This is a genomic window from Providencia sp. PROV267, from assembly GCF_028477825.1.
GTDB classification, from domain to species: domain Bacteria; phylum Pseudomonadota; class Gammaproteobacteria; order Enterobacterales; family Enterobacteriaceae; genus Providencia; species Providencia stuartii.
Genome location: NZ_JAMPLX010000023.1, coordinates 183,574 through 207,405 on the forward strand (window position 1 = coordinate 183,574; position 23,832 = coordinate 207,405).

Consider the following 23,832-nt stretch of genomic DNA (forward strand, 5'->3'; position numbering starts at 1 on the left):
TTGATATGCATCCTTTTCCTGAGTTGCTACACAGCCAACGAGAGCGGGTTATCGCACGTTTGGCCGATCATGGAAGTGAATTACTGCCTCTGAGTGATGAAGAAGCCATCGTACTAAGTTTTAGTGACTTTGTGTTAAAGCAGGTTTTAGCGCATTCACGTTTTTTGCAGCAGATCCGTGAGCAACGACCTAGCCCTAGCGAATGGCAATATTATGAGCAGTGGCTTGGAAAGGATTTGGAATCGGTGGTAGATGAAGATCATTTGATGCGAGTATTGCGGACATTTCGCCATCAAATGCTAGTCAGAGCCGCTTGGATGCAAGCCTTAAAGATCAGTTCGGAAAAAGAAACTTTACAGCAACTGAGTCATTTAGCGGAAACTGTGATCGTTGCCGCAAGAGATTGGTTATATCAGCAATATAGTCAATCGTGGGGAACGCCTTGTGATAGCGAAGGTAACCCACAGCCATTACTGGTTCTCGGAATGGGGAAACTGGGTGGTGGAGAGCTTAATTTTTCTTCTGATATCGATTTGATTTTTGCCTATCCCGAAAATGGCGTAACACGCGGTGGACGCAAAGAGCTAGATAACGCGCAATTTTTTACCCGTCTAGGACAAAAGTTGATCCGCGTCCTCGATCAAGTCACGGTTGAGGGCTTTGTCTATCGTGTCGATATGCGTTTACGCCCATTTGGTGACAGTGGACCTTTGGTGTTCAGTTTTTCTGCTTTAGAGGATTATTATCAAGAGCAAGGGCGTGATTGGGAACGCTATGCAATGGTTAAAGCACGTATTATGGGGCCAGATAGCCTACATTATGCAGATACATTGCGTCAGTTACTACGCCCCTTCGTCTATCGCCGTTATATCGATTTTAGTGTGATTCAATCGCTACGTAATATGAAAAATATGATTGAGCGAGAGGTTCGCCGTCGGGGGCTGGTCGATAATATTAAACTTGGGGCTGGTGGCATTCGAGAAATTGAATTTATCACTCAAGTTTTTCAGTTGATCCGTGGCGGCCGCGAACCGGCACTGCAATCACAATCATTACTGCTAGCCATGAAAGGTATTCGAGAGCTTGAACTGCTTCCTGCCGAGCAAGTCGAACTGCTACAAGAGAATTATCTCTTTTTACGGCGGGTGGAAAATTTATTGCAAAGTATTGATGACCAGCAAACCCAGACTCTACCGGATGATGCTCTCAATCAAGCCCGTTTAGCTTGGGGGATGGGCTTTGAACACTGGCAGGCTTTTTATCAAGAACTCATGCAGAAAATGGCGATGGTTCATCATATTTTTACTGAACAAATTGGTCAGGATGATGAAGAAGAGCGTCAAGATAGCTTCGATGAGATCTATATCACCTTGTGGCAAGGGGAGCTTACTAAAGAGGAGTTAGCCCCTTACTTGCCTTCTCAGGACGAGGAAGTTGCCCAGAAAATCATTCATGGCATTTTGATGTTTCGTCACGACCTCAATAAACGCACGATAGGGCCGCGTGGGCGAGATGTTCTTGATGAATTAATGCCTAAATTATTGGCAAAAGTGGGAGAGCGGGCGGATGCAGGGCAAGTTGTCGAACGTCTAACACCACTTTTATTAAGCATAGTTAGCCGAACAACCTATTTAGAGTTGATGCTTGAATTTGATGAAGTATTGACTCACGTTATTCGCTTATGTGCCGCATCCCCAATGATTGCGGAGCAGCTTGCCCGCCACCCATTATTGCTTGATGAGCTACTCGATCCGAAGTCCCTTTACCAACCTCTACCTTTAACCGCATATCGTGATGAATTACGTCAATATTTAATGCGAGTGCCTGAAGAAGATGAAGAGCAACAGCTTGAGGCATTAAGGCAATTTAAACAAGCACAATTATTGCGTATTGCTGCGGAAGATATTACGGGCGTCTTGCCAGTGATGAAAGTCAGTGATCATTTAACCTATTTGGCTGAAGCGATCATTGATGCCGTTGTTCATCAAGCATGGCAAAAAATGGTGAAACGCTACGGTGAGCCAGCACATCTTGCTCAATTAGATGAAAAACAATATGGTTTTGCGGTATTGGGATATGGGAAATTAGGCGGCTGGGAGCTTGGCTACAGTTCCGATTTGGATTTGGTGTTTCTATTCGATTGCCCTATCGGGGTTGTCACGAATGGTGAGCGTTCAATAGACGCAAGGCAATTTTATTTACGTGTTGCACAGCGCATTATTCATCTATTTAGTACCCGTACAGCCTCTGGGGTACTGTATGAAGTGGATGCCCGTTTAAGGCCATCAGGGGAGTCTGGTATGTTAGTCAGTACCATTGAAGCCTTTGATGATTATCAAAAAAATGAAGCATGGACATGGGAACATCAGGCATTGATCCGAGCTAGAATGGTATTTGGCGATGCTAGATTACAACAAGAGTTTAATCGTATTCGCCATGAAACCTTATGTACTCCACAAGATGCAGAAACATTACGTCAGCAAGTACGTGATATGCGGTTGAAAATGCATCAACACTTAGGGAGCCATCAAAGTAACCTATTTGATTTGAAAGCTGATCCAGGTGGCATTACCGATATTGAATTTATCGCACAATACCTTGTTTTACGCTACGCACCTGAAAACCCATCGTTAACTCGTTGGTCTGATAATGTCCGTATCTTTGAACTTATGGCTCAACATGCGTTGATGCCTGAAAATGAAGCCAATGCTTTAACTCAGGCGTATGTGACTATGCGTGATGAATTACATCATCTTGCTTTGCAATCATTGCCAAGTAGAGTGGATATCAGCCAGTTTGTCGTTGAGCGTGAACAGGTTTTAGCGAGTTGGAAAAAATGGCTAGGGGCGGTCGAATCGCATCATTAACGCGGCCTATTGCTTTGTGATAATATCGCGTTAATTAATTACAGCTTCCTTTTGAAAACTGGAGTTTTGGGATGAAAGTAACACTCCCTGATTATAAACAAGCAGGTGTACTTGTTGTTGGTGATGTCATGTTAGACCGCTATTGGCATGGCCCAGCGAGTCGTATCTCACCAGAAGCACCGGTGCCGGTGGTTAAAGTCAATATGGTTGAAGAGCGTCCTGGTGGTGCTGCTAACGTAGCCATGAATATTGCTTCATTAGGCGCCAACTCTCGCCTTGTTGGCTTGACGGGAATTGACGATGCGGCAAAAGCACTCACTGAAAGTTTGAATGCTGTAAAAGTACGTTGTGACTTTGTGGCAATCCCAACTCATCCCACGATTACGAAATTACGGGTGTTGTCACGTAATCAACAACTGATCCGCCTTGATTTTGAAGAAGGCTTTGAAAATATTGATGTTCAACCTTTGCTAGAACGTATTGAACAAGCCTTGCCACATATTGGTGCATTGGTATTGTCAGATTATGCTAAAGGGGCATTATCGCAAGTACAAAAAATGATTGCCTTGGCAAACAAAGCCGGCGTGCCTGTTCTGATTGATCCAAAAGGGAGTGATTTTGAACGCTACCGTGGGGCGACGTTGCTGACACCAAATATGTCTGAGTTTGAAGCCATTGTCGGTCGTTGCCGTGATAACCAAGATGTTGAAGAGAAGGGGATGAATTTATTGAAATCCCTCGATTTAACAGCGTTATTGATCACACGCTCTGAGCAAGGGATGAGCCTGATCCGCCGTGATGAGCCACCGCTACATTTACCGACAGAAGCGCAAGAAGTTTATGATGTAACAGGGGCGGGGGATACGGTTATTGGCGTATTGGCGGCCTCTATTGCTTCAGGTCGCCCTCTGCATGAGGCATGTGCGTTAGCTAACGCTGCGGCAGGTGTGGTCGTTGGAAAATTGGGGACTTCAACCGTTTCCCCTATCGAGTTAGAGAATGCGATCCGCGGCCGTGCCGATAACGGTTTTGGTGTGATGGATGAAAAGCAGCTAAAACAGGCTGTGGCAAACGCGAGGTTGCGTGGCGAACGTGTGGTGATGACAAATGGTTGTTTTGATATTCTGCATGCAGGCCATGTTTCGTACCTTGCTAATGCTCGTAAGCTAGGGGATAGGCTAATCGTCGCCGTAAATAGTGATGCTTCGACGCGCCGCCTTAAAGGGGAAACTCGCCCCGTCAATCCGCTGGAGCAGCGTATGATTGTGCTAGGAGCGTTGGAATCTGTCGATTGGGTCGTTCCTTTTGAAGAAGACACGCCACAACGTTTAATTAGTGAAGTGCTACCTGATGTTCTGGTGAAAGGGGGAGATTATCGCCCTGAAGAGATAGCTGGGAGTGAGGAAGTTTGGGCTGCGGGTGGTGAGGTTAAAGTACTGAACTTTGAAGATGGTATTTCAACGACGAATATCATTAAAAATATTATGAAAACCAGCAAATAAGCTACAAACATACCGTTGATAAGGCCTGTGATAGATGTGGCACAGGTCTTATCAAAATTCGTCGTATAGCGCTACCGCCTAGGGGAGCAAGAAATTATTCTTGTTCAGATGGCTTCTCTTCAAGCGCTTTTGGTTCACCAAAACGCTCTTCTAATGCTTTCACTCGTTGTTCCATTTGCGCTAACTTTTCGCGTGTACGCAATAACACTTGGGTTTGAATATCAAACTCTTCGCGGCTTACAAGGTCAAGTTTACTGAGTTGTGACTGAAGCAGTGAACGTAGTTTCTTATCAAAATCTTCACCCAAATCACGGACGCCTTTTGGTAAAGCACCTTGAATTTGGCGGGCTACTTGTTCAATTTTTTTCGGATCGAGCATTCGCGGGTCCTTAAGTTTTAAAAGATCAATTTGCCGATAGTGTAATACTAGAATGCTTTGTAATAAAGCCCATATGCACCTTGTGCAGCAAGTTGAGATAAAGGTGTGCAAGATAGGCCTGTCTTCCTCAATTACTCATCTTCACTTAAGCGTATCTAATGTGTGACTCGAATGAATAACGCTTCGTTTTTTTATTGATTTTTTTTGACAGAAAATGTGAGTTAGCCGTTAATTTTGGGTTTGCCCGTTGCACGTTGTAATTATTGGCGTTATATTGAATGCGCTTATCTCAGGGCGGGGTGGAAGTCCCCACCGGCGGTAACATGCCTAGGCATGAAGCCCGCGAGCGCTTTATCATTTGTTAGGGTAAAGGTCAGCAGATCCAGTGTGAATCTGGAGCCGACGGTTATAGTCCGGATGGGAGAGAATAACGGTATTAGCATCATTGTGCTATCGAAGCACTGTATTGCTTTTCATATCTGAATTGGCAGAGCGCACACTCGTGGCTGTTTTGTTTATTCAGTTCTCATACTCCTAAGACTGCCCTGATTCTGGTAACTAATAAATTATTACTTAAGAGGTTTTTACCATGAATCAGACGCTACTTTCCGAATTCGGTAATCCAATCGAACGTGTTGAACGTGCCATTGCAGCATTGCGCCAAGGCCAAGGTGTGCTTGTGCTCGATGATGAAGATCGTGAAAATGAAGGCGACCTTGTTTTTGCCGCAGAAACAATGACGCCAGAACAAATGGCCATGACGATCCGCTATAGTAGCGGGATTGTGTGCCTGTGCATTACGGAAGAACGCCGTAAACAGCTTGAATTGCCTATGATGGTGCAAAATAATACCAGCCAAAACAATACTGCTTTTACGGTAACGATTGAGGCAGCTAAAGGGGTAACGACGGGCGTTTCAGCAGCAGACCGCATCACAACAATCCGTGCTGCCATTGCTGATAATGCAACGCCGGCAGATCTACATCATCCAGGGCATGTGTTCCCGCTGCGTGGTCGTGATGGCGGGGTTCTGACTCGTCGTGGTCATACAGAGGCGAGCATTGATTTAGCGACACTAGCTGGGTTTAAACCCGCGGGAGTGTTGTGCGAATTGACTAACGATGATGGCACAATGGCTCGCGCACCGGACGTCGTTGCTTTTGCTAAAGAACATGGTATGACCGTTTTAACAATTGAAGATCTGGTTGCATACCGTTTGCAGATGGAAAAGAAAGCGAGCTAAGCAAACAGAGAGTTAGACATTTAGCATCGAATTTTAAGCCACAAAGTTGCACACCTTTGTGGCTTATTCAATTTATTTGACGAAGATGCTCAGCACCATCTACTGTGATTTATTATTAAACTGCGTATGCTGAGATAATAATGTGTAAGATGGAGCATGAAACTCATGTCAGCGAACAAAATGCCAGCGGTTTTTATTGGCCATGGCAGCCCAATGAATGCGATATCAGATAACCAATATACTCAGGCATGGGCAGCTCTTGGACAGTCGCTGCCTAAACCCAAAGCTATCTTGATGATCTCGGCACATTGGTATACTCGAGGAACCGCGGTCACCGCGATGGCTCAGCCAAGAACCATTCATGATTTTGGCGGCTTTCCTGAACCTTTGTATCAAATGCAATATCCAGCATCAGGCTCCCCTGAACTAGCTCAGCAAGTCGCCGATTTATTAGCGCCATTACCAGTCTATTTAGATAAAAGTGAATGGGGGCTAGATCACGGTGCATGGGAGATCCTCGTTCGTATGTATCCTCAAGCAGATATTCCAGTCGTTCAATTGAGTATTGATGGAACAAAACCTGCGGCTTGGCACTTAGAAGTGGGGCGTAAGCTGGCCTCATTAAGAGAGCAGGGAGTGATGATTATGGCTAGTGGGAATGTGGTGCATAATCTGAGGGAAATGAATTGGCAAAATGCGAATGTTGAGGCGTACCCTTGGGCGCGTTCGTTTGAGCAATTTGTGATTGAGCACCTAACAAGCAAGCAGTTACCTCACCCTTTGACAGCGGCTCTTATACGGGAAGATGGGAGGCGTTCTAACCCTTCACCGGAGCATTTTTTACCTTTGTTGTATGTGATTGGTAGCTGGGATGGTAAAGAAGCAATATCTACCCCGACAGAAGGGATTGTATCAGGCTCTTTGAGCATGCTATCGGTGCAAGTAGGTGAATAACAGGCTAGGAAAGGTAAACAAAAATGACTTTCCCGCGTTGAAGGTAAATTTACTGCCTTGTGTTTTTAGTGGAAGAAAACGGCATGGTTAACATGCCGTTTGTCTATCAGTCAATAATGACATGAGGATAGAAGCGAGAGAGGTCTTGAGTGATAAGCTCTTTGTCTTCGCGAATACAGATACCCGCAGGTTGATCATTCACTAACCAACTTCCTACTAATGTATAGTTACCTTCAAATTGAGGTAGCGGATGGAACTGCTGGATGATCATGCCTTCTTCGCCATATGGACCATCTGCTGAGGCAATCTCTTGGCCTTTTTCAATCACACGAATATTCGCCCCTTCGCGAGAAAATAGTGGTTTGATCACATAACTTTCAAGCTCTGGTTTTTCGCCATCAGCAAAGTAAGCTGGCAACAAATTAGGATGATTTGGGAACATTTCCCATAACATTGGTAGCAGTGCTTTATTCGAAATAATGCTCTTCCAAGCTGGCTCTAACCAACGTACACCGGCATCTTCCAATTTGGTAGAAAAAATTTCTCTGAGCATAAATTCCCACGGATACAGTTTAAACAGATTACTAATGATCTGATCCTGTGTATCTGTGAATTCACCTCTTTCACCTAAGCCAATTTCATCCATATAAAGGAATTCAGTTGCGACACCTGCTTCATGAGCACAATCTTGTAGGTACTGAACAGTGCCACGATCTTCATCGGTATCACGGCAGCACGCCATATGCAGCAGACGGAAACCATGTTGATCTTTAAGCTGAGTGAAACGTTCGATCAACTGCTCTTGAATACTGTTAAATTGATCGGCGTTTTCTGGTAGTTTCCCTGCATTGATCTGATCTTCCAACCAAATCCACTGGAAAAAGGCTGACTCATAGAGCGATGTCGGTGTATCAGCATTATTCTCTAGTAGCTTAGGAGGGTTAACTCCATCGTAGGCCAGATCAAGGCGTGAATAGAGCGAAGGTTGGCTCGTCTTCCACGATTGGCGTACAAACTCCCAACAGTGTTTTGGGATTTGAAAGCGCGCAAGTAACTCATCACTTTCAACAACCCGTTCAACCACTTTTAAACACATTTGGTGTAATTCAGCAGTGGCATCTTCAATTTCTTCAATTTGCGCCATTGAGAATTGATAGTAAGCGTCTTCAGACCAGTATGGCTCGCCATACATGGTATGAAAACCAAAGCCAAATTCAGCTGCTTTTTCGCGCCAATCAGGGCGCTCAATAATTGGTACTCGTTTCATTACTTATCAACCACCCATTGAACGGGAAGATGAAGAAGATTTAGACGAGGAAGATTTCTGTGCCATCGCTTGCTTATTCACCGTGTCGCCAAAGCCACCACGAGTGATGGTGGAAGTGGTTGGTGGCTTAGGTGCCATTGCTGTTTTTGGTACGCTGATTGAACGTCCACCTGCAACAGCGGGACCATAGCTTTTACCTGTAGCATCGACAAATTTGCCATTAGCTGGGCTAGCTGGGTTTTTAGAGCTAAAAAGTGGTTGTGAAGGTGCACTACCGCCCATCATTCGACCCATCATGTAACCCATCATCAATGGCATCCACATGCTACCAGAGCTACTTTGTGCTTGAGCTGTTTGTTCACCATTACCTGCGGTACTTGAGAAACTAGCCTGTGCAGGTGCTTGAGTACACATTGCTTCGCCAAATTCGGCGATACAATCTTCTTTCGTTGCATATTTAGGGGCTGTTTTTGCCGCTTCTTGTAATGCGTTGTTGTAGGCTAAAGTACATTGTTCAGCTTGAGAAGGATTAGCTTGGCTACAATCCTGCGCATTGGTATACAGAGAAACAGTCTCATCGCTTTCTTCACAAGCGGAGAGCATAAATACAGCACTAACGGCAATAGCAACGGGTGCTAAGCGATATGAACGCCAAGACTTACGAAATGCGTCTTGATTAATATGCTTGGTACGCTTCATGGTCATGGTAATTACCCTGAATTAAGAGTGAGTAAGAGGTTAGTTTTGTTGACTCTAGGATAGGGGAAATACGTTGAAAATTAAAGCAGAAATGCCAATGAAATGCGATTAAATAATAAATTTTGCAAATTCCTCGTCAGAATTAATACGCAAGAGAAGTTATTTTAGAAAAAGTATAACTATTTTTGTTTTATTTCAATAGATTATATTTTGTTGGTTTTTTGATTTATTACTTAATGTTTCTCATCAGAGTTGGCTGATTTTGCACAAAGAAATAATCAATAAAGTCTGGTTGCACTCTTTTAGATAGCAAAAACGATATTTATACGAATTTCTACTATTACTACATGATGTTTTAGGCTTTTTATAAAATCAAAAACCCTGTTTTATGGTGATTATTCACTAAATAAAAGGGCTTTATCAGTTAAAGATACTTTGCTTGCTAAATAATGGGTGGTTTAAATTCATAAACACACCCATGCACATTAGTCCCAATTATGGTCTTGGTGGAATTTTAGATTTATGTTTTCTTGGGGCTTTTTTCTTTTTTGGCGGTGGTGTTGGCTTTTTATTTTTATGTGCTTTAACTGGTGATGCTGAAATTTTTGCCTCAGTATGATGAGAGCGTGGGGATGCTTGTGCACCCATAGTTGGCAGTATAAGCGTCGTGTATAATGCAAGAAGAATAAATCTCTTCATAATATTTCCATCTGTTATCTATCAATTAAGGAGCTCGTTTTATATCACTCCCTAATTATTGAGAAAAATGGCTTTGCATTCACTGACGCAAACTCCATAATTTATGCTAGATTTCATTGTAACCTATTGAATTTATTTTATATTAATAGATTTTGTTAATTTATTGATGGAGGAGAAAACACAAATTTTTCACTGATGACAGCGTGCAATTTAGGCCGTGGTGATCATCAACGTGTTTAAGAAAGGAAAGTTAAAAAAGGAGGGAGGTTGGCGCGAATAAAAAGGGGCCGACTTATCGACCCCTTTAAAGAAGATGTTATTACCTAATTTGTGGTGTTTCAATATTGCGAATAATGCTGCTAGGTGAGGTTGAAACCTCTTTGCCTAGGCTTGCATTAAGGCGAGCAATATCTTCTTCATTGAGTGTGCCACGAGCAAACTCAATGTTTAATTGGTTAATCATGTAATCATAACGTGCATTAGACAGGTTTTGTTTTGCTTGATACAGCGCGGTAGTTGCGGTTAACACGTCAACAATCGTACGAGTTCCCACTTGGTAACCGGCTTCCATCGCATCTAATGAACTTTGCGCAGAGACAACGACTTGTTTGTACGCATTGATGCTACTGATAGAAGATGACACGTTGTTATATGAAGAACGTACCAACTGAATTACGTTACGATAAACACTCTCAAGTTGCTCACTGGCACCTTGGAAACCATATTGTGCTTGTTCAACTTGTGAACTCACCGCACCACCACTATAAAGTGGTAAGCTTAAGGTTAAGCCAATGCTGTTTTGACCAGTATAGCTATTGCGATCTAACCCGTTGAAGTTGCTGCCATGGTTATGTGTATTGGCAACGCTGGTAGCCGCATCAAGATTGATGGTTGGCATATGCCCAGTTTCCGCTAAACGAATGTTTTCACGTGAAACATCTTGTGCTAAACGAGCGCTCAGTAAGCTTAGGTTACGCTCTTCCGCTTCTTTTAAAATTGCATCAACCTGATCAGGAGTCACGGTTTTAAAACGATCGATATTCAGTGAAGCCAGTTGATTGTAGTAAACACCGCTGACCTGACGCAGTTTTTCAACCGCATTTTCTAAGTCATTACGGCCTGAAACTTCTTGTGCTAACACGCTATCGTAGTTTGCACGGGCGTTTTGTACGTCAGTGATAGCCACTAAGCCCACGTTAAAGCGTTGGGTCGTTTGATCGAGTTGACGGTAAACGGCTTCTTTATTTGCTTCGATATAGGATAGCGCGTCAATCGCTTTTAATACGTTAAAGTAAGCTGTTGCAGTATCCAAAATCAGTTGCTGTTGGCTGGTTTGATACGAAACATCCGTGATACCCGCGGTTTTTTCTTGGACGCTGAGTTGACGCCATTTTGACATATCAAAAACGACTTGGGTCAATTTCAAAGAAGCATTGAGACCGTTGCTTTCAGTATTTCTCGTATCGCGATAACCACTGCCATATGTTATACCGGCCCCTAAACCTAATTGTGGTAATAATGGGCTACGGGATTCATTAATCTTTTCAAAAGCTTGGTTACGTTCCGCTAATGATTTTCTTAGATCAGGGTTACTTTCTTTGGATTTTTGGTAAACCTGAAGTAGATCTTCTGCGTAGCTATTCGTACTGAGACCCACAAAACTTAATGCAATAAAAAGGGGAAGCAGTTTCTTCATTTGGATTCCTTGATTAAACAGCAAATAAGTTCAGCCTGTTACCTGTGCCCCACTGGCATAAGTGAGGAGAGAGCCGAGATAAATAGGACAAACTGGAACCTATATGTAAATAAATCATCATCACTAGAAATACTTGTCAAAAACAGACCTTGTTGTTGCCTATATATTTCAGTTCATATTGACGCTTATTGTAACAGAGTATCGCATAGGTTAACGGTAGCGTTTTGTGCCATTTTGTCTCAATTTGTTTAAACATTAACTCATATAAAGGGAAAAAGCCCTAAAAACTGTTTTATTCCATAATTTTTCCTTAATATGGAAAACATCAGCTTAGGAGATTGTTATGACAAAAAATGTAGAGCAGCCAATTAAATATAATAAAAATGATGTTGAAATTATATCTAAGCGTAAATTATTTAATGGTTTTTTTCAAATGATTGAATACCGCTTTCGCCATCGATTATTTGAGGGGGGTTGGAGCGAAGAAATTACTCGTGAGGTCTTTGAACGCGGGCACGCCGGCGTTATCTTACCCTATGATCCTGAAGCCGATAAGGTTGTGCTTATTGAGCAGATTAGGTTGCCTGCCATAGAAACCAGTCAAACGCCATGGTTACTTGAAGCGGTTGCAGGAATGATAGAAACCGATGAAACTGCAGAGCAAGTAGTACGTCGTGAAGCTGACGAAGAAGCCGGATTGGTCATTGGTCGCACTGAAAAAGCATTAAGCTATTTATCGAGTCCTGGGGGCACCTCTGAACGTATGTATGTGTATATTGGTGAGGTTGACAGTTCCCATGCTTCTGGTATCCATGGTTTAAAATCAGAAAATGAAGATATCCGTGTCCATGTGGTTAGCCGTGAGCAGGCTTATCAATGGGTTGAGGAGGGGATTATTGATAATGCGGCAACAGTCATTGTGCTCCAGTGGCTACAGCTTAATTACAAAAAATTGCAACAAAAATGGGTGAAACTGTCTTAAATAACAATTAATCTAATGAAGTGTGTGCTATTTAGCAGATATTAACCTACTGTTAACGGTAGAATAGCAAAATAACGGTGACATTTTTTATTGGAACAAGGAAAACTTTTGGACAGCCAGCTCGAAGTGACTGCTCGTAATGCGAAGGTAGTCAGGATTTTACAAGTTACTGATACGCATCTCTTTGCTGATACAGCGAATACCCTATTGGGGATTAACACGCACAAGAGCTATCATGCCGTCCTTGATGCTATTTTAGAACAAAATCTGCCTATCGATCTGATCGTTGCAACCGGTGATTTAGTCCAAGATCAATCACCAGAAGCTTACCAACATTTTGCAAAAGGGATTGAGCGTCTACCGGCTCCCTGTGTTTGGCTCCCAGGTAATCATGATTACCAACCTGCAATGGTCAGCTCTTTAAAGTTAGCGGGGATTTCAAGCGCAAAAGAAATTTTGATTGGTGATGAATGGCAAATTTTGATGCTGGATAGCCAATTGCAAGACGTTCCACATGGCGAATTGTCAGAGCAGCAACTTGAGTGGATGAAAAGCTGTTTGGATAAGCGCCCTCAGCGTACCACTTTAGTGATGCTTCACCATCATCCTTTACCTTCGGGCTGTACTTGGCTTGATCAGCACAGCTTGCGTAACTCCCATATTCTTGCGGATTACCTAAAAGGGTATCCACAAGTTAAAGTGATGCTTTGTGGGCATATTCATCAAGAAATGGATGAATACTGGCATGGTATTCGTTTATTAGCGACGCCTTCGACATGCGTGCAGTTTAAGCCTCATTGTACCAACTTTGCACTAGATACCGTCGCTCCAGGCTGGCGCTATCTCGAACTCTCCATCAATGAGAAAGGGGAAAGGCATATTAGTACGCAAGTGTGTCGTTTAAATACCAAAGAATTCAGTCCTGACTTTGATTCGGACGGCTACTAATGTCGACGCTTCTTTATATCCATGGCTTTAATAGTTCGCCACAGTCGGCGAAAGCCAATGGCTTAAAACAGTGGGTGAATGAGCACTACCCGCACATCAACATGATTGTGCCGCAATTGCCTAACTATCCAAAGCAAGCCGCTTCTATGTTAGAAGAGATCGTGCTACAGCATAAAGACGCGCCGATGGGGCTCGTTGGCTCATCATTAGGCGGCTATTTTTCGATTTGGTTTTCACAGCGTTTTCAGATCCCAGCTGTTGTGGTGAATCCCGCAGTGCGTCCTTTTGATCTTTTGCAGGATTATCTTGGCGAAAATATCAATCCTTATACGCATGAAAAGTATTTTCTTGAGCCTAAGCATATGCATGAACTGAAAGCATTGCATCTGCCACAAGTTGATCATCCCGATTTGATCTGGTTGTTACAACAAATGGGGGATGAAGTGCTCGATTATCGCCAAGCGGTTTCCTATCTTGCAAAATGCAAACAAACTGTTGAACCACAAGGTAATCATGCCTTTGTTGGTTTTGAGAATCACTTTCCGCAAATCATCCATTTTCTGAGATTGGCAGAGAAATAATGCCAAAACATCTGTACACTGTTATTATCAACAGTAAATCACTGATTGAACGCTTTGAGTTGTTCAATTAATCACCTATTACCGCAGAATGACAACATGACTCAATCTAGTTATAACGCAGAGGCCATTGAAGTCCTCAGTGGTTTGGAACCTGTTCGCCGTCGCCCTGGGATGTATACAGACACCAGCCGACCGAACCATTTAGCACAAGAAGTAATTGATAACAGTGTTGACGAAGCACTGGCAGGGCATGCAGGGCATATTGAAGTAATTTTATATCCTGATCAGTCACTTGAAGTGATTGACGATGGGCGAGGTATGCCCGTTGATATCCATCCTGAAATGAAAGTCTCCGCTGTGGAACTGATTTTAGGGCAGTTACACGCTGGTGGTAAATTTTCCAATAAAAACTATCAATTCTCAGGTGGCTTGCACGGTGTAGGTATTTCCGTTGTTAATGCTTTGTCTAAGCGTATTGAAGTCACAGTGCGCCGTGATGGTCAAATTTATCAAATTGCCTTTGAAAATGGCGATAAAGTCGAAGAATTGCATGTTATCGGTACGTGCGCTAAGCGCAATACTGGCACTAGCGTGCATTTTTGGCCGGATGAAAGCTATTTCGATAATCCGCGTTTTTCCGTTTCTCGTTTAGCTCATAATTTAAAAGCAAAAGCGGTTTTATGCCCTGGCGTGAAAATCACGTTTAAGGATCAGCTCAACAATACAGAGCAAAGCTGGTGCTATACAGATGGGCTAACAGACTATTTAATGGAAGCCGTTAATGGATTAGAGCTGTTACCGGATCAACCATTTACTGGAGAGTTTTCGGGGGAGAGCGAAGCGGCTGAATGGGCGCTTTTATGGCTACCAGAAGGCGGAGAACTGCTCACGGAGAGCTATGTTAACTTGATCCCAACCGCACAGGGGGGAACCCATGTGAATGGGTTGCGCCAAGGGTTACTTGATGCAATGAGGGAGTTCTGTGAGTTCCGTAATATCTTACCTCGTGGCGTAAAACTGTCTGCTGATGATATCTGGGAGCGCTGTGCGTATGTGCTTTCGGTTAAGATGCAAGATCCGCAATTTGCTGGGCAAACGAAAGAGCGTCTCTCTTCTCGCCAATGTGCGGCATTTGTTGCTGGCGTCGTAAAAGATGCCTTTAGCCTATGGTTAAACCAAAACGTTCAAGTTGCCGAACAGTTAGCGGAAATGGCAATTGCTAGCGCTCAGCGGCGTATGCGTGCGGCTAAAAAGGTGGTGCGTAAGAAGTTAACCAGTGGCCCCGCTTTACCCGGTAAGTTAGCAGATTGTAGCTCCCAAGATTTAAGTATGACAGAGCTGTTCTTGGTGGAAGGGGATTCTGCGGGAGGTTCAGCAAAGCAAGCCCGCGACCGTGAATATCAAGCTATTATGCCTTTACGTGGGAAGATCCTAAACACATGGGAAGTCTCTTCCGATGAAGTGCTGGCGTCGCAAGAAGTTCATGATATTTCTGTTGCCATCGGTATGGATCCTGATAGTGAGGATTTAAGCCAATTGCGTTACGGGAAAGTGTGTATTCTTGCGGATGCTGACTCTGATGGGTTACATATTGCGACGCTGTTATGTGCATTGTTTGTGCGTCATTTCCCTAAGCTTGTCAAAGAAGGGCATGTATACATGGCAATGCCGCCACTGTATCGTATCGATTTAGGGAAAGAGACGTTTTATGCATTGGATGAAAGCGAAAAGAATGCCGTGCTTGATAGGCTGAGTCGTAAGAGAGGCAAACCCAATGTACAGCGCTTTAAAGGGTTGGGGGAAATGAACCCAATTCAATTGCGTGAAACGACATTAGATCCCAACACTCGCCGTCTTGTTCAATTAACCATTGATGATGAGAACTACAAAGAAACAGTGGCCGTCATGGATATGCTGTTAGCAAAAAAACGTTCAGAAGATCGTCGTAACTGGTTACAAGAAAAAGGCGATATGGCTGAAATTGAAGTCTAACATTCATCACGCTATCAAAAAGAGTAAGGAAAGTATTGAATGAGTGAAATTACTCATGACGGCGTAGAGCGTTTACCCCTCCACGCCTTTACTGAGAACGCCTATCTGAACTATTCGATGTATGTGATCATGGATAGGGCGTTACCTTTTATTGGCGATGGGCTAAAGCCCGTCCAGCGCCGTATCGTTTATGCAATGTCCGAGTTAGGACTTAATAATACGGCGAAATATAAAAAATCAGCGAGGACGGTCGGTGACGTACTAGGTAAATATCACCCTCATGGTGATAGTGCCTGTTATGAAGCGATGGTGCTAATGGCTCAACCGTTTTCTTACCGCTATCCATTGGTTGATGGTCAAGGAAACTGGGGGGCGCCTGATGATCCTAAATCTTTCGCCGCGATGCGTTATACCGAATCACGGCTATCAAAATACGCAGAAGTATTATTGAGCGAGCTTGCGCATGGCACAGTGGACTGGATCCCTAACTTTGATGGCACTTTGAATGAGCCAAAAATGTTGCCAGCGCGTTTACCGAATATTTTGCTCAATGGTACAACGGGGATCGCCGTTGGGATGGCGACAGATATCCCACCTCATAATGCACGGGAAGTGGCTCAAGCCTTGGTTGCTCTACTGGATAAGCCAACGCTGTCGCTGGATGACATTATGTCGTATGTTCCTGGTCCAGATTTCCCAACCGAAGCAGAAATTATCTCTTCCCGAGAGGATATTCGTAAGATCTATCAAAATGGTCGCGGCTCGGTTCGTATGCGTGCTGTTTGGGAAAAAGAGGATGGCAATGCGGTTATTACTGCTCTGCCTCATCAAGTTTCTGGGGCGAAAGTGCTTGAGCAGATTGCAAGCCAGATGCGCGCGAAGAAATTACCGATGGTGGATGATTTACGTGATGAGTCCGATCACGAAAATCCTACACGCCTAGTCATTGTGCCGCGTAGTAATCGTGTTGACCTCGAACAAGTGATGAATCACCTGTTTGCGACGACAGATCTCGAGAAAAGCTATCGCGTTAACCTCAACATGATAGGTCTTGATAATCGTCCAGCAGTTAAAGGGTTGGTAGATATACTCAATGAATGGATTGTTTACCGCCGCCAAACGGTACGTAATCGCCTTAATCATCGTTTAGAAAAGGTTCTTAGACGCTTACATATTTTAGACGGTTTATTAATTGCTTATCTTAACATTGATGAAGTTATTGAGATCATCCGTACGGAAGATGAGCCAAAACCTGTCTTAATGTCGCGCTTTAATCTCTCTGATACGCAAGCAGAAGCTATCTTAGAATTAAAATTACGTCATTTGGCTAAACTCGAGGAGATGAAAATTCGAGGCGAGCAAGATGAATTAATTAAAGAGCGTGATGAATTACAAAGTATTTTAGGCTCCGAGCGTAAGCTAAATACGCTGATTAAAAAAGAAATTCAGGCTGACGCCAAAGCTTATGGGGATGAGCGTCGCTCGCCACTGCGTGAACGTGAAGAAGCAAAAGCATTGAGCGAACATGAAATTCTACCTTCAGAGCCGATTACCGTTGTATTGTCAGAAATGGGCTGGGTACGCAGTGCGAAAGGGCATGATATTGAGCCTTCTAACCTGAATTATAAGGCTGGAGATAGTTTCAAAGGTGCCGCTCGAGGTAAAACCAATCAGCCTGTTGTTTTCCTAGATACGACAGGGCGTAGTTATTCGGTTGACCCATTAGAGCTACCTTCCGCACGCAGTCAAGGGGAGCCATTAACCGGGCGTTTATCACTACCGCCAGGGGCGACCGTCGAACATGTTCTGATGGCCCAAGATGAGCAAAAATATTTAATGGCATCGGATGCGGGTTATGGTTTTATTTGTACCTTTAATGATCTTGTCACCAAGAACAAAACAGGTAAGGCTCTGATTAATCTGCCGGATAACGCCAAGATCCTCACACCAATTGAGATCAATAATGAGCAAGAAGATGTACTGTTAGCCATTACTAAGGCTGGTCGTATGTTAATGTTCCCTGTTGCTGATTTGCCTCAATTGTCGAAAGGGAAAGGTAATAAGATCATCAATATTACCGGTGCTCAAGCGGCAAGTGGTGAAGACCTTCTTGTTTGGTTATTAGTGCTGCCAGCACAGGCTTCAATTACGCTCTATTTCGGTAAACGGAAACTGAGATTGAAATCGGAAGAGTTGCAAAAATATCGTGCAGAAAGAGGGCGTCGTGGTACATCACTACCTCGTGGCTTGCATAATATTGAGCGAATTGAAGTTGAAACTGCGGATGCAGACAAATAATAATAGTGCAATTTTATTATGGGATTGATTATGCTCTAAATACGTAAAGGTCAGCCAGCCGATAGCGGAATCAATCGTGCTGACAATGCTGCACTTGAAGTATGGTGAGGATAATCAAGTTCTGATTATTTAGACAGAGGTCTCTATGCTAGCGCTGATTAGGGCCATTATTGTGATTATTTATACAATATTGGTGTGTGTATTTGGGGGAATTTATTGTTTATTTAGCCCTCGTAATCCAAAACATGTGATGGTTTTTGGCCATATGTTTGGGCGGTTATCAACATTATTTGGCATAAAAATTATTAACCGCGTTCCAGAAAAAGCGAAAAAATATGGCCCGAGCATTTATATTGGTAACCACCAAAATAACTATGACATGGTCACAATGTCGAATGGTGTTCAACCAAGAACGGTGACAGTAGGGAAAAAAAGTTTAGTGTTGATCCCGTTTTTTGGTTTTCTGTACTGGATCACGGGGAATATTTTGATCGACCGTTCGAATCGTTCAAAAGCGCATAACACAATTTCGCAAGTGGCTGAACAAATCAAAAAACATCAAATTTCGATTTGGATGTTTCCAGAGGGAACTCGCAGCCGTGGTCGTGGGTTGCTACCTTTTAAAACAGGGGCATTTCATGCGGCGATTGCTGCGGGTGTACCAATTGTACCGGTTTGTGTTTCTACCACTCAAGGAAGGATCAAACTCAACCGTTGGAATAATGGTCATGTGATCGTTGAAATGTTAGAGCCAATAGAGACAAAAAACTATTCCAAGGAGCAAGTCAGGGAGCTCGCTGAATATTGCCATGATTTGATGGAAGCTAAAATTAAGCAGCTCGATGAAGAGATTGCTGAAATAGACAAGCAAAATAAATAAGTTGTTCGGCACGATGACTTAACATGACGCCCTTTTCTGAATAGGTTATCTCATCAGAAAAGGGCGTTTTTATTTAATGAATCACATGATCCTGTTTACACGTCTAATTACATTTTATCTTGTCATTTTTGACTATTAAATTTTATTTATCGTTATAGATATTTTTAGAGTTTCATCTATTTTCGCGATATCATTACAACCCATTTGTATCAAGTTTAAGATTATGGCCCAATGATGGGTTATGCTAGCGCGAACCTAAAATTAACGATTAAATTGGTTTATATTGCGAATATCTAACAATAATTAGCGCTGCTATTTTTAGTTTAGTGGAGAATTTATGTCATTCAGTCGGCGTCAGTTTCTGCTTATTGCAGGGCTGGCTTTGTGTTTGGTCAATACATCAAACTATGCTTTTGCGAGCGGTAATGGCAAAAACCCGCTCCCTGTTCCTCCATTATTAGAATCCAAATCAGGACAGCCGTTATTTTTGACATTACAAAAAATACATTGGTCGTTTGATGGGAAATACTCTGCGGATATATGGGGGGTTAATGGTTCTTATCCAGGTCCAACGGTAAAAGTAAAAAATGGCGATGATATTAAGCTGATTTATAGTAATCGCTTACCTGAGTCTGTTTCCATGACAGTTAGTGGCCTGCAAGTTCCTGGTACTCAAATAGGTGGAGCGGCAAGGTTAATCTCTTCAGGAGCCGATTGGTCTCCTGTGATCCCTATTCGTCAACCCGCAGCGACCCTTTGGTATCACGCGAATACAGAAGGCAAAATGGGGCCTCAAATTTATAATGGTCTATTAGGGATGTGGATCATTGAAGATGATTCAACGAAGAATCTGCGACTACCAAAACATTATGGCGTCGATGATTTTCCTATTATTATCCAAGATAAGCGCTTAGATAATTTTGGGGTTCCTGAATACCAAGCCAATGAGGACGGTTTTCTTGGGGATACGTTATTAGTTAACGGTGTTCAAGACCCTTATATTGACGTTTCCCGTGGCTGGATCCGTTTACGCTTATTAAATGCCTCTAATTCGAGGCGCTATGTCATGAAAATTAGCGATGGGCGTCCTTTTGTGATGATAGCCTCCGATCAAGGATTATTGACATCACCAGTCAAAGTGCCTGAACTGTCGTTGGCACCGGGTGAACGTCGAGAAGTCTTGATTGATATGGCAAAAACAGAAGAGCTTACCATTACAGCGGGTGAATCAGCGAGCTTTATGGATAGAGTGAAGAGTTTATTTGAACCTTCAACAACACTCATATCGACCAATGTGTTGACTATCAAAGCAACAGGGTTAATGTCTTTGGTGACTGATGATGTTCCTACTCAGTTAGTTGAAGATAAAACTCAGATCACTTCATCTATTCGTAATCGTGATATTCACCTTAATGAACCTTATGGCATCAATAATACGACAAAAGATACTCGTCGTATTGATCTATCAAGCCAACAAGGTGGGTGGGAGCGCTGGGCCGTAACCAGTAATGTTCCTCAACCTTTTCATATTGAAGGGGTTCGTTTTAAAGTGATTAACCGTAATGGACAACCGACACCACCGGAGGATTTCGGCTGGAAAGATACAGTTTGGGTTGATGGTAAAACAGAACTATTGGTACAAATGATGCAGCCATCCTATGAGCACTTTCCATTTTTATTCTACAGCAACAATTTAGAAAAAGCGGATTTAGGCTCAGTGGGGCAACTGGTCGTGGCACCTGAAAATTAATGTTAAATCGGGAGTGTTAGAAATTCTGTGTCATCCTAGTAAACGACCTCAAAAAGGAAGGGCTGATGACACAACCTTTCGATTTTGATAAAACCTTAAAATTACTTCAAGAGGGGCAGGTATTGATCGGCAAAGGCGGTATCCTGACCCCATTGAGACTCTTATTTGGCGAATGATATCAATGCCAATCGCCGAAATGGTATCACTAAGAAAACCATCAAAATATCAACGGGTAACGTTGAACTGGCAACGAGACCTGATCGTAATGGTTCTTTCGAACCGTAACGGGTGAAAAAGCACCAAGCGACATTATCGAATGAGGTCGAGCATAAAATAATACGTTTTTTGCTCTGAGTATGAGTTACTCGGGTATTAGCCGAGAATTGAAGAACTGTATGCTTTTAGTCTCTCACCTGCCGCGATTAGCGCAGTGACTGGCAAAGTTATTCTGAACTCAAACTATGGCAGCAGCAACCACCGGATATGGTGGGTTGGAAACAAAATATGCTAGCTATCTATAACCAAATAATTGAAGACCTCATGACGATCAATCCAGAGCTGCAAGTGATTCATAAGCTATTTTAACCACGGCGATTAGACGGTCGTTGATCGTCTTTGAATATTTACGTGCTAATATTGATAATGTAAAGATTATCAAAATAACAGTTGGAATAGATGAGACGTTTTCTGTTAGTAAAACTTCTCGATTTGATAACAGGTTTCTTATGGAAAGAATAAAAAAATGAATAGAATGGAGCTAATCAATAAATATATCAAAACTGATTTAGAAAAAATAACAGTTAAAACAGGTGAATTGAAGAAAAAATCTGATGATAGGTTTTATTCTAATATAGGAAAAATTATTGCTGAAAAAAAGAGTAATAGAGACATAAATTATGTTGTTGCTCTTGATTCTGCAATGGGAATTACTGGGTTGCTTTATACGAAAGAAATCTACTCAAATGTGAATGAAAAATCTTATGCTTTTGAGAAATTCTTTTGGCATAGAAATGTTTCTTTTTTAGCTAGTTATTATAACCTATTTAAGGATAAAAATTTATCTTTAGATTTTTCTGAACAAGGCGAAATTTTACTGATGGATTTTGCTTGTGATGACTTTAGAATTGGGCACCTTTGCTACGATAGAATTATTGAGAATATTCAATCGGGTAAAATGGCAAAATCACTCCCTATGTATACTCGCCCACAGAAGCTAGGCGTATTTGCCGTTGAAATGTTGGCAAGCGAAAAAAATCAAACCATAGATTGGGAGAGTGCAGGTATTCCTATCGATCCGTTTTATCAACGTTTTTGCCAAGAAGCGTTATATAATGAAAATCACGATGTTGTCGCCCAATGGCTTATTGCACTGTGTGATCGTCATGTCGAATGGTCCGCTTTATTTGACTGGGATGAAAATGAACAAAGTGCGACAGGCTATGAAATCGATATGGAAATATTATTAGCGTGGCCGTTTGAATATCAAGCCGTCAAAAATTTCCGCGCCAAACATGGCTTAACTACTCCTATCATCGATCACCCATTACTTAAAACCCCGATGGCAATTGAACATCGCCCTGATATGGTGGGTTGGAAGCAAAATAGGCCCGCTATTTATGATCAGATGATTGAAGACTTGATCACGATTAATACAGAGCTGCAAGTGATTCATAAACTATTTTAATCATGGTAAATCACCGATGGTTTACCATTTTTAGATACAGGTAATATTATGAAGCAGACGGCAGAAAGAAAACAAATTATTTGTGATAATAAGCTGTAAGCCTTTTATCTTGATGCAGTTCACTATTTTGAAGAAGAACATCACGTAGCATTAGATCACCATGAAATTAAGCGAGAGGCCTTGTTTAATCAATTAAAGAAAAATTATTTGCACTTTGAATCTATTGGTCGAGCAAGTCAACTTGATGAAAATTAATGGGGTCTCAGTAGCATTAGAAGGACACAAGGTGGTTTGTGCGTGTGTGCTTGCCGCAGTGGATTAAGCAAGCAGTAAAAAAAGTATCTTGAGCGGAGTGTTTTAATCATAGGGGTTAAAACAATAAAGAATGAGTGAATACTATTATTAGTCAGTATGTTAGCTTTAAAGAATCGAATGATTATAAGGATGATTTCATTTGCAGAATTGAGTCACCTCTACCACCGATGCGGTATATCGACAGTGAAAAAGCGTTAGATGAGGCTAATTGCACTCTGGGTTTTATTAATGAGGAAAAGATATAATGGGAATAGTTGCCTTTGTCAAAAAACACATGACATTAAAATCCAATTTTGATCGTGCCAAGAAACAACGCTTTGTATCTAATCACGAACGTTACCAAAATAATGTTGAGCTTGAAGAGCTAACCTTTATTGATGAAATTAATGCTAAACAATTTGCCATTGCGAATATTAATCGAGGAAAACGTGATGTTGGGGCAATGAGCTTTTTTCTGGTTATTTTAGTTTTTTTTATAGTAATTTTGAGTGTACTAATAAAGTCAAATATAGATAACTACAATAGTTTTGTTAGCACCATCTCAATGTATGAGAAAAAGTATAATCTTTATAAAGAAAAAAATATAACATTGACTAAAAAAATTAAGGAGCTTAGACCATTTTATGGTGAAGGCAATAAAAGCTTTGGGGTTTTCTTTGTCGATTACTATTTATGGGGAGGGCATGTCGATAAAGTTGGAGGTAAGGACGTTACTCTTATAATTTTCACGTTAATTTTTGGTATTTTTACCAGTATTGTGGGTTATATAATCTTTTTAAAGCCGCTACCAGTCCTGATTTTTGATCGAGAGAAAAAATATGTCTATAGCTATTTAAAAGGGAAAGTTTCAGCAGACCGCTATGAATATATTGAGTATGGTCATGCCCCGATTATGCTTGCAGTCCGGTTATATAGCATTAATACTGAAAATGGTGAATTGCAGGAAGAGATGTTTTTGCCTTATACATCAGCCATGTCAAACCTTAACTTTAATACAGCTAATGAAGCCAATATCTTTGTCAGCTTTGTGAATACTTTTATGCGTGAAGGGCGTGAAGCGGTAATGGACAGTGATTATAAGCAGCCAAAACCTTTA

Annotated in this window: 18 protein-coding genes, 2 pseudogenes and 1 riboswitch; of the genes and pseudogenes, 15 read left to right on the forward strand and 5 right to left on the reverse strand. The window is 42.1% G+C overall.

Annotation, left to right across the window (positions count from 1 at the left end):
- The first annotated feature begins 5 nt into the window (after window positions 1-5).
- Together glnE and hldE are read left to right on the forward strand one after the other, a co-directional pair.
- Window positions 6-2,867 (forward strand): bifunctional [glutamate--ammonia ligase]-adenylyl-L-tyrosine phosphorylase/[glutamate--ammonia-ligase] adenylyltransferase, encoded by a 2,862-nt coding sequence (glnE, locus tag PR709_RS15865; protein WP_004925158.1) that lies wholly within the window; start codon window positions 6-8, stop codon window positions 2,865-2,867.
- A gap of 71 nt (window positions 2,868-2,938) precedes the next feature.
- A complete protein-coding gene (gene hldE / locus PR709_RS15870) occupies window positions 2,939-4,369 on the forward strand; it encodes a bifunctional D-glycero-beta-D-manno-heptose-7-phosphate kinase/D-glycero-beta-D-manno-heptose 1-phosphate adenylyltransferase HldE (protein ID WP_004925155.1) in 1,431 nt (476 codons plus the stop codon).
- A 94-nt stretch (window positions 4,370-4,463) separates the two neighbouring features.
- Here hldE and ubiK read toward each other — a convergent pair whose 3' ends face one another.
- A complete protein-coding gene (ubiK, locus tag PR709_RS15875; RefSeq protein ID WP_004925153.1) occupies window positions 4,464-4,748 on the reverse strand; it encodes a ubiquinone biosynthesis accessory factor UbiK in 285 nt (94 codons plus the stop codon).
- Between the two features lie 282 nt (window positions 4,749-5,030).
- A riboswitch (FMN riboswitch) is annotated at window positions 5,031-5,181 on the forward strand.
- A 156-nt stretch (window positions 5,182-5,337) separates the two neighbouring features.
- Here ubiK and ribB point away from each other — a divergent pair.
- On the forward strand, window positions 5,338-5,991 hold the full coding sequence (ribB, locus tag PR709_RS15880) for a 3,4-dihydroxy-2-butanone-4-phosphate synthase (RefSeq protein ID WP_004925150.1): 654 nt from the start codon (window positions 5,338-5,340) through the stop codon (window positions 5,989-5,991).
- Between the two features lie 165 nt (window positions 5,992-6,156).
- Window positions 6,157-6,945, forward strand: a complete 789-nt coding sequence (gene ygiD / locus PR709_RS15885; RefSeq protein ID WP_036944116.1) for a 4,5-DOPA dioxygenase extradiol — start codon at window positions 6,157-6,159, stop codon at window positions 6,943-6,945.
- A gap of 106 nt (window positions 6,946-7,051) precedes the next feature.
- Here ygiD and PR709_RS15890 read toward each other — a convergent pair whose 3' ends face one another.
- From PR709_RS15890 to tolC, 4 genes are all read right to left on the reverse strand, one after another.
- Window positions 7,052-8,212, reverse strand: coding sequence for a glutathionylspermidine synthase family protein (locus PR709_RS15890; protein ID WP_004925143.1), 1,161 nt, complete (start codon window positions 8,210-8,212; stop codon window positions 7,052-7,054).
- 6 nt (window positions 8,213-8,218) lie between these two features.
- Window positions 8,219-8,917 carry a DUF1190 family protein gene (locus PR709_RS15895; RefSeq protein ID WP_004925139.1) on the reverse strand — a complete coding sequence of 233 codons (699 nt, stop codon included), beginning with the start codon at window positions 8,915-8,917 and terminating at the stop codon, window positions 8,219-8,221.
- A 489-nt stretch (window positions 8,918-9,406) separates the two neighbouring features.
- Window positions 9,407-9,610, reverse strand: a complete 204-nt coding sequence (locus PR709_RS15900) for a hypothetical protein (RefSeq protein WP_004925135.1) — start codon at window positions 9,608-9,610, stop codon at window positions 9,407-9,409.
- A 319-nt stretch (window positions 9,611-9,929) separates the two neighbouring features.
- Complete coding sequence (tolC, locus tag PR709_RS15905) at window positions 9,930-11,306, reverse strand: outer membrane channel protein TolC (RefSeq protein WP_004925132.1); 1,377 nt, start codon at window positions 11,304-11,306, stop codon at window positions 9,930-9,932.
- 343 nt (window positions 11,307-11,649) lie between these two features.
- Between tolC and nudF the strand changes: the two genes are divergently transcribed.
- From nudF to PR709_RS15955, 11 genes and pseudogenes are all read left to right on the forward strand, one after another.
- Window positions 11,650-12,288, forward strand: coding sequence for an ADP-ribose diphosphatase (nudF, locus tag PR709_RS15910; protein WP_272570994.1), 639 nt, complete (start codon window positions 11,650-11,652; stop codon window positions 12,286-12,288).
- Window positions 12,289-12,396: 108 nt separating this feature from the next.
- Complete coding sequence (cpdA, locus tag PR709_RS15915; protein ID WP_014657637.1) at window positions 12,397-13,236, forward strand: 3',5'-cyclic-AMP phosphodiesterase; 840 nt, start codon at window positions 12,397-12,399, stop codon at window positions 13,234-13,236.
- A complete protein-coding gene (gene yqiA / locus PR709_RS15920) occupies window positions 13,236-13,817 on the forward strand; it encodes an esterase YqiA (RefSeq protein ID WP_004925122.1) in 582 nt (193 codons plus the stop codon). Before cpdA ends, yqiA begins: the two co-directional genes overlap by 1 nt.
- Window positions 13,818-13,913: 96 nt before the next feature.
- Window positions 13,914-15,809: a DNA topoisomerase IV subunit B gene (parE, locus tag PR709_RS15925; protein WP_004925119.1), complete on the forward strand. Its 1,896-nt coding sequence runs from the start codon at window positions 13,914-13,916 to the stop codon at window positions 15,807-15,809.
- Window positions 15,810-15,848: 39 nt separating this feature from the next.
- A complete protein-coding gene (gene parC / locus PR709_RS15930; protein ID WP_036943138.1) occupies window positions 15,849-18,107 on the forward strand; it encodes a DNA topoisomerase IV subunit A in 2,259 nt (752 codons plus the stop codon).
- A 145-nt stretch (window positions 18,108-18,252) separates the two neighbouring features.
- Window positions 18,253-18,987, forward strand: a complete 735-nt coding sequence (locus PR709_RS15935) for a 1-acylglycerol-3-phosphate O-acyltransferase (RefSeq protein WP_040132434.1) — start codon at window positions 18,253-18,255, stop codon at window positions 18,985-18,987.
- Between the two features lie 337 nt (window positions 18,988-19,324).
- On the forward strand, window positions 19,325-20,737 hold the full coding sequence (gene ftsP, locus PR709_RS15940; RefSeq protein WP_272570995.1) for a cell division protein FtsP: 1,413 nt from the start codon (window positions 19,325-19,327) through the stop codon (window positions 20,735-20,737).
- Window positions 20,738-20,802: 65 nt separating this feature from the next.
- A pseudogene (locus PR709_RS19610) lies at window positions 20,803-21,226 on the forward strand (transposase); the annotation flags it as partial.
- Between the two features lie 253 nt (window positions 21,227-21,479).
- Window positions 21,480-22,421, forward strand: coding sequence for a hypothetical protein (locus PR709_RS15950; protein ID WP_076914713.1), 942 nt, complete (start codon window positions 21,480-21,482; stop codon window positions 22,419-22,421).
- A gap of 226 nt (window positions 22,422-22,647) precedes the next feature.
- Window positions 22,648-22,743, forward strand: a pseudogene (locus PR709_RS19615) (PAAR domain-containing protein); the annotation flags it as partial.
- A gap of 237 nt (window positions 22,744-22,980) precedes the next feature.
- The coding region (locus PR709_RS15955) for a hypothetical protein (RefSeq protein ID WP_272570996.1) at window positions 22,981-23,832 on the forward strand (852 nt) is incomplete at its 3' end.